Below are 6903 nucleotides of genomic sequence, written 5' to 3'. Positions count from 1 at the left end.
GCGCCGGGACCGCCGCCCGTGCCGTCCCGTTCGCCGACGGCGAGGCGGCCGACAGCGCCGCCGCCTCCTGTGCGGCGCCCGGGGGCGGCCCGTCGGCCGGGATCAGGACGCGCAGGAGTTCCAGGCGGTCGGCGAGGCCGAGCGGCAGCCGCAGCCAGAACCAGGGGCCGAACTCCGCGAGGCCGCCCAGCGTCCGCCCGGCCTCGCTGTCGAAGCCGCCGACGGCCAGGGAGCGGGCCGTGACGCGCTCGGCCAGGAGGCGGAGCACGCCCAGGTACGGCGTGGCGTCGGGGACGCGCAGCAGGGTCTCGCCCAGGAGGTGGGCGGCCCACCAGGCGGGGTCGCCTAGGCGGCGGCCGGTGCCCTCCGCCTTGGCCTCGGCCTCCGCCGCCCGCTGGGAGAGGGTCTCGATGGCGTGGACGAGGGCGCTGAGGCGACGGGAGAGCTCCGTCGGGCCCGAGCGCCGGGCGAGCAGGAGCATGGCCTGGAGCACGGGCCCGATCCGGTGGCGCGGGACCGGCAGCGGGCGCGGCGCCTCGGCCGGGCCCCCGCCGCGTCTGCGGCGGCCCTTCGACCCGCCCCGGGCGGCGCCGGAGCCGGGCGGCGGCGGCACATGGCCGCCCGGCGTGGGCAGCGGGCCCTTCCCGCCCGTGCGGGAGGGCAGCCGGACGGCGGCCTCGGCGGGCGGGCCCGCCGGCTCGTACCAGCGGTGGACCAGCGCGTAGAGCGCGGCGTCGAGGTCCAGGTGGGAGCCCTGCACCCAGTCGGCGAACTCCTCGTGGGCGAAGCGGTAGCCGGATCCGGCCGGGACGAGCAGGCCCTCCGTGAGGACGGCGGAGGCCCAGCCCGTACGCCAGGGGAACAGCTCCTCGAACGCCTCCCGCTCCAGCTCGCCCTGCCCCGGGCCGAGGCAGCGGCGGGCGGCCTCGTGGACCTGCCCGGCCACGCGGGCCGCGAGCCGGCGGACGGCGGGCCCGCGCAGCGGCGGGCGGCGGGAGGCGGCGAGGCGCACGGCGATGCGCAGGCAGATCAGGTCCAGATAGGCGGCGAACACGCCCCACCGGTCCGGGGCGGCCTCCCCGGTGCCGCCGGCGCCCACCGTGCCGTCGGGCAGCGCCGCGCGGACCTCGGCGAGCAGCCGCAGCGCGAGGGGGTGGGCCGCGTCGGCGGGGTCGACGGCGCCCGGCGGAATGCCGTAGGAGGCGCGGACCTCGGCTGCCCGGGCTCACCCCGGCCCAGGCCGCCGCCGGGGCGGTGGAGGATGCCGGACGGGAAGAGGGCGCCGGCGGTCTCCCAGTGCTCGGGGCGGCAGGCGACGATCAGCCGGGAGGAGGTCTCCTCCAGCCAGCGGACGGTCGCGGCGGTCCAGGCGGGCAGGGCGTGGGCGAGGACGGGCGGCATCTCCTCGGGCCCGTCGAGGAGGACGAGCAGGGGGCGCCCGACCCTGCGGGCGAGCTCGGCGACGGCCTCGGGCGTGGCGGCCGAGGTGTCGCCGATGGTGCCCGCGGGGCCCGCCGAGGCGGTGACGATGCGCCCGGCGGCCTTGAGGGCCCGGGCGATCGCGTCCCGCACGCTCTCGTCGCCCACGCGCAGGTCCGCGCCGCGCAGCCAGAGGGTGGGCGCGGGCTCGGCGCCGCGCGCCCGGCGGCCGGCGAGCGCGCCGAGCTCGGTGGTCCGGCCCGTGCCGGGGTCGCCCACGAGGCCGAGCACCAGGGCGTCGCTCTCCGCGCCGGGCTCCCCGTCCAGGAAGCGGGCGAACTCCCGCTCGGTCTCCGGGCGCTCCACGGGGTCGCGCCAGACGCGCGGGGTGACGACCGAGCCCAGGGCGGTGGCGGTGAGCTGGAGGGCGCCGGCCAGGTTGAGGTCGGGGCCGAAGGCGGGGACGGTGGCGGAGTTCCGGTCGAGGAGCTCCGCGAGCGCCCCGCCCGGGCAGCACGCGGCGGCGGCCCGCAGCGGGATGGCGAATCCGGCGGCCCGGCGGTCGGCCTGGAGCGCGGTACCGAGGACGGCGACGACCGCCCCCGTACGGGCGTCGAAGACGGGCCCGCCGGTGGCCTCCTCGCCGAGCCGCAGCCCGGAGCGGCCGGACAGGGACAGCTCCAGCGCGGCGCCCAGCAGATGGAAGCGGTCGGTCGCGGTGTAGGTGACCGGCACGTCGCCGATGATCCGCGCGTCGTGCCAGCGCCCGGCGCGCAGCCGGACGTCCTTGTCGCCCTCGAAGCTCACGGCCGCGGCGACCGGCAGCGGGGGGACGCACAGGCCCTCGGTGCGCACGAGCGCGAGGTCGTACTCGGGCAGGGGCGTGACGTTCTCCGCGCCGACGACGCAGGTCAGATCGCCCATGGCGTGCAGCACCAGGCGGGCCAGGCCGTCGACCGCCTCATGGCTGGTGATCAGGGTGCCGCGGTCGTCGGCGAGGAATCCCGTCCCGCGCTCGCGCCCCGCGAGGTCGCGAATGCGTACGAGTGATTCCTCGGCATCGGTCCGCCGACCGTTCATCTCCGTCGAACCTCCCCGGCGTGCTGGTCCCCACGACGGTAGGCAGCGGATGATCGGCGAAACCAGATCACATCCTGAACGCGCCCCCTTCCACCCCCCTGGTTCACTCCGAGCGCCTGCCCGTTGGGGTGAATCATCAGTCCCGGATGGATAGACACCAGTGGGAGGGGGATCGTGGGGCGGGGAAGGCGTCGCGGGCGACGCGCTCCCCGCCCCACGGTGGAAGCTCCGCAGTGGAAGCCTGCCGGGGCCGGGAAACGGGTCCGCTAGGCGAAGACCGCCAGGCTCTTGGCCCGTCCGCCCTGGTTCTCCACCAGCACGAGGAAGTTGCCGTCCGGCCCGAAGACCGCGATCGGGCCCGTGGTGTCGAACAGCGGCACCTTGATCCGGACGCCGTTGGCCAGCAGCCGGGCCTGCTCCGCGTTCACGTCCCAGCGCTGGAAGGCGGCGGCCGCCGCCTCGGCGACGGGCATCACGGTCAGCTCCTCCTGGAGCTGGTCGAGCGTGCGGGCGTCGCCGATCCCGTAGGGGCCGACGCGGGTGCGCCGCAGCGCCGTGAGGTGGCCGCCGACGCCCGTGTCGGCGCCCAGGTCACGGGCGAGCGCCCGGACGTAGGTGCCGGAGGAGCAGACGACGGAGACCAGCAGGTCCTGCACCGGGGTGCCGTCCTCCGCCTCGGCGGGGATCACGGCGTGCACGGTGAAGGACGAGACGGTCACCGGACGGGCGGGGATCTCGAAGTCCTCGCCCTCGCGCGCCCGCTTGTACGAGCGCACGCCGTCTATCTTGATCGCGCTGACCTTGGACGGGACCTGCATGATCGCGCCGGTGAGCTTGGCGACGCCCTCGTCGATGGCCTCCCGGGTGACCCCGGAGGCGTCGGCGGAGGAGGTGATCTCCCCCTCGGCGTCGTCGGTCACCGTGTTCTGCCCGAGGCGGATGGTGGCCACGTACTCCTTCTCGGTCAGCGCGAGGTGACCGAGGAGCTTGGTGGCCCGCTCGACGCCGAGGACGAGCACACCGGTCGCCATCGGGTCGAGCGTCCCCGCGTGGCCGACGCGGCGGGTGCGGGCGATGCCCCGCATCTTGGCGACGACGTCGTGCGAGGTGAAACCGGACGGCTTGTCGACGATGATCAGGCCGTCCGGGCCGCTGTACTTCTCCTTCATCAGGCGCCGGCGCCCTTTTCGTCCTCGTCCTCGCCCGGCTTGCGGTACGGGTCCGCTTCACCGGCGTAGTCGGCGCCCGAGGATGCCTGGCGCACCTGGGCGTCCGAGGCGCGCGCCCGGTCGAGGAGGTCCTCGATGGTCCGGGCGTTCTCCGGCAGGGCGTCCGCCACGAAGGTCAGCGTCGGCGTGAACTTGGTGCCCGCGGCACGGCCGACCTCGGAGCGCAGGATGCCCTTGGCGCTCTCCAGTCCGGCCGCGGCGCTGGCGCGCTCCTCGTCGTCGCCGTAGACCGTGTAGAAGACCGTAGCCTCCCGCAGGTCGCCGGTGACCCGGGTGTCCGTGATGGTCACGTGGGAGCCCAGCCGCGGGTCCTTGATTCCGCGCTGCAGCTTCTGGGCGATGACCTCGCGGATGAGGTCCGCCAGCCTCTTCGCCCGCGCGTTGTCGGCCACTGGTCCGTCTCCTTCTCGTCTTCCTGCATTGTGCTCTCGGCGCCGCCGACGCGCTCAGTCGTCGTGCTCGCCGTGGAACCGCCGCCGTACCGACAGCAGCTCCACTTCGGGCCGTGCGGCGACCAGGCGCTCGCAGCGGTCCAGTAGGTCCGTGAGGTGCCCCGGGTCCCCGGACACCGCCGCCACTCCGATGGTGGCCCGGCGGTAGAGGTCCTGGTCGCCGACCTCCGCCACGCTCACCGCGAACTTGCGGTGGAGCTCGGCGACGATCGGGCGGACGACGGAGCGCTTCTCCTTCAGCGACCGGACGTCGCCGAGGAGGATGTCGAAGGACAGCGTCCCTACATACATGTGTAACGGGTGAGGCCCACCCGGGAGGCGTGAGGCAAAACCCCGTACGTGGTGTACGGGCTCCCCGAACCGTACACGCAACGGCCGGGGCCGATCGACGGAAATATTCTCCCGCCGACCGGCCCCGGTCGAGCTCACACGATTCAGCCGCGCGGCTTCTCGCGCATCTCGTACGTCGCGATGACGTCGTCGATCTTGATGTCGTTGAAGTTTCCGAGGTTGATACCACCCTCGAAGCCTTCGCGGATCTCGGTGACGTCGTCCTTGAAGCGACGCAGACCGACGATGTTGAGCTCCTCCGCGATGACCTTGCCGTCGCGGATGAGGCGCGCCTTGGTGTTGCGCTTGACCTCGCCGGAGCGGATGAGGACACCCGCGATGTTGCCCAGCTTGGACGAGCGGAAGATCTCGCGGATCTCCGCCGTACCGAGCTCGACCTCTTCGTACTCCGGCTTCAGCATGCCCTTGAGGGCCGCCTCGATCTCCTCGATCGCCTGGTAGATGACCGAGTAGTACCGGACGTCGACGCCCTCGCGCTCGGCCATCTGCGTGGCACGGCCCTCGGCGCGGACGTTGAAGCCGATGACGATGGCGTCGGAGCCGGTCGCCAGGTTGATGTCCGACTCGGTGACCGCACCCACACCGCGGTGCAGCACGCGGATCTCGACCTCTTCGCCGACGTCGAGCTGGAGCAGCGAGGACTCGAGAGCCTCCACCGAACCGGACGCGTCGCCCTTGATGATGATGTTGAGATCCTGCACCAGACCGGCCTTGAGCACCTTGTCGAGGTCCTCGAGGGACACCCGGCGGGTGCGCTTGGCGAAGGCGGCGTTGCGCTCGCGCGCGGCGCGCTTCTCGGCGATCTGGCGGGCCGTGCGGTCCTCGTCGACGACGAGGAAGTTGTCGCCGGCGCCCGGGACGTTGGTCAGACCGAGGACGAGGACCGGGGTCGACGGACCCGCCTCCTCCACGTTCTGGCCCTTGTCGTCGAGCATCGCGCGGACACGGCCGTAGGCGTCACCGGCGACCATCGTGTCACCGACGCGGAGGGTACCGCGCTGGACGAGGACGGTGGCCACGGCGCCGCGACCGCGGTCGAGGTGGGCCTCGATCGCGATGCCCTGCGCGTCCTGCTCCGCGTTGGCGCGCAGGTCGAGCGCGGCGTCGGCGGTGAGGACGACGGCCTCGAGCAGCTTGTCGATGTTCAGACCCTGCTTGGCGGAGATGTCGACGAACATCGTGTCGCCGCCGTACTCCTCGGCCACCAGGCCGAACTCGGTCAGCTGACCGCGGACCTTGGTCGGGTCGGCACCCTCGACGTCGATCTTGTTGACCGCGACCACGATCGGCACGTCGGCCGCCTTGGCGTGGTTCAGGGCCTCGATCGTCTGCGGCATGACACCGTCGTTGGCCGCCACCACGAGGATCGCGATGTCGGTCGACTTCGCACCACGGGCACGCATGGCGGTGAACGCCTCGTGACCCGGGGTGTCGATGAAGGTGATCTTGCGGTCCTCGTCGTTGACCTCGGTCGTCACCTGGTAGGCACCGATGTGCTGGGTGATGCCACCGGCCTCGCCCGCGACGACGTTGGTCTTGCGGATCGCGTCGAGCAGTCGCGTCTTACCGTGGTCGACGTGACCCATGACGGTCACGACCGGCGGACGCGCGACGAGCATCTCCTCGCCGCCCTCGTTCTCACCGAACTCGATGTCGAAGGACTCGAGCAGCTCGCGGTCCTCCTCCTCGGGGCTGACGATCTGAACCTGGTAGTTCATCTCGCCGCCGAGGAGCTGCAGCGTCTCGTCGGAGACGGACTGCGTGGCCGTGACCATCTCGCCGAGGTTCATCATCACGGCGACGAGCGACGCCGGGTTGGCGCCGATCTTCTCCGCGAAGTCGGTGAGGGAGGCACCGCGCGACAGGCGAATGGTGTCGCCGTTGCCGCGGGGCAGCATCACGCCGCCCACGGACGGGGCCTGCATGGCCTCGTACTCCTGGCGACGCTGGCGCTTGGACTTGCGGCCACGACGGGCCGGACCACCGGGACGGCCGAAGGCACCCTGCGTGCCACCACGGGCACCCGGGCCACCGGGACGACCGCCGAAGCCGCCACCCGGACGACCGGCGAAGCCACCGCCGCCGCCACCACCGGGGCCACCGCCACCGGGACGACCGGCGAAGCCGCCGCCACCACCGGGACGACCGCCGCCACCGGGACCGGCCGGACGGCCGGCGAAGCCCGGACGGGCACCGCCGCCACCGGGACGACCGCCGCCGCCACCGGGACCGCGACCGCCGCCACCGGGGCCCGGACGCGGGCCGGCAGCCGGACGCTGCGGCATCATGCCCGGGTTCGGGCGGTTACCGGCCGGACGGGCGCCACCGGGACGCGGGGCGCCACCGGGGGCACCCTGCGGACGGGGCATGCC

The 6903-nt window shown here is 73.7% G+C and carries 4 protein-coding genes and 1 pseudogene; all 5 read right to left on the bottom strand.

Features of this window, described 5'->3' with window-relative positions; translation table 11 throughout:
• Window positions 1-2499: pseudogene (locus K6I33_RS36440) on the bottom strand (serine protease); the annotation flags it as partial.
• A gap of 266 nt (window positions 2500-2765) precedes the next feature.
• A complete protein-coding gene (gene truB / locus K6I33_RS29020; RefSeq protein WP_229357512.1) occupies window positions 2766-3668 on the bottom strand; it encodes a tRNA pseudouridine(55) synthase TruB in 903 nt (300 codons plus the stop codon).
• Window positions 3668-4120, bottom strand: coding sequence for a 30S ribosome-binding factor RbfA (rbfA, locus tag K6I33_RS29015; RefSeq protein WP_229357511.1), 453 nt, complete (start codon window positions 4118-4120; stop codon window positions 3668-3670). The genes truB and rbfA overlap by 1 nt, the downstream gene beginning before the upstream one ends.
• Before the next feature lie 54 nt (window positions 4121-4174).
• Window positions 4175-4471, bottom strand: coding sequence for a DUF503 domain-containing protein (locus K6I33_RS29010; RefSeq protein WP_229357510.1), 297 nt, complete (start codon window positions 4469-4471; stop codon window positions 4175-4177).
• A gap of 143 nt (window positions 4472-4614) precedes the next feature.
• Window positions 4615-6903, bottom strand: a 2289-nt coding sequence (gene infB / locus K6I33_RS29005; RefSeq protein WP_229357509.1) for a translation initiation factor IF-2, incomplete at its 5' end; no start/stop codon positions are given.

It is taken from the genome of Streptomyces sp. UNOB3_S3 (assembly GCF_020740895.1).
In the GTDB taxonomy this organism is placed as follows: Bacteria; Actinomycetota; Actinomycetes; order Streptomycetales; family Streptomycetaceae; genus Streptomyces.
The sequence above is the reverse complement of the archived record's forward strand: the minus strand, read 5'-3'. Positions and strand labels throughout refer to the sequence as shown.

What these genes read in the sequence shown, in the direction of transcription:
- truB (WP_229357512.1), bottom strand. Translation starts at nt 3,668, where the DNA reads ATGAAGGAGAAGTACAGCGGCCCGGACGGCCTGATCATCGTCGACAAG.
- K6I33_RS29010 (WP_229357510.1), bottom strand. Translation starts at nt 4,471, where the DNA reads ATGTATGTAGGGACGCTGTCCTTCGACATCCTCCTCGGCGACGTCCGG.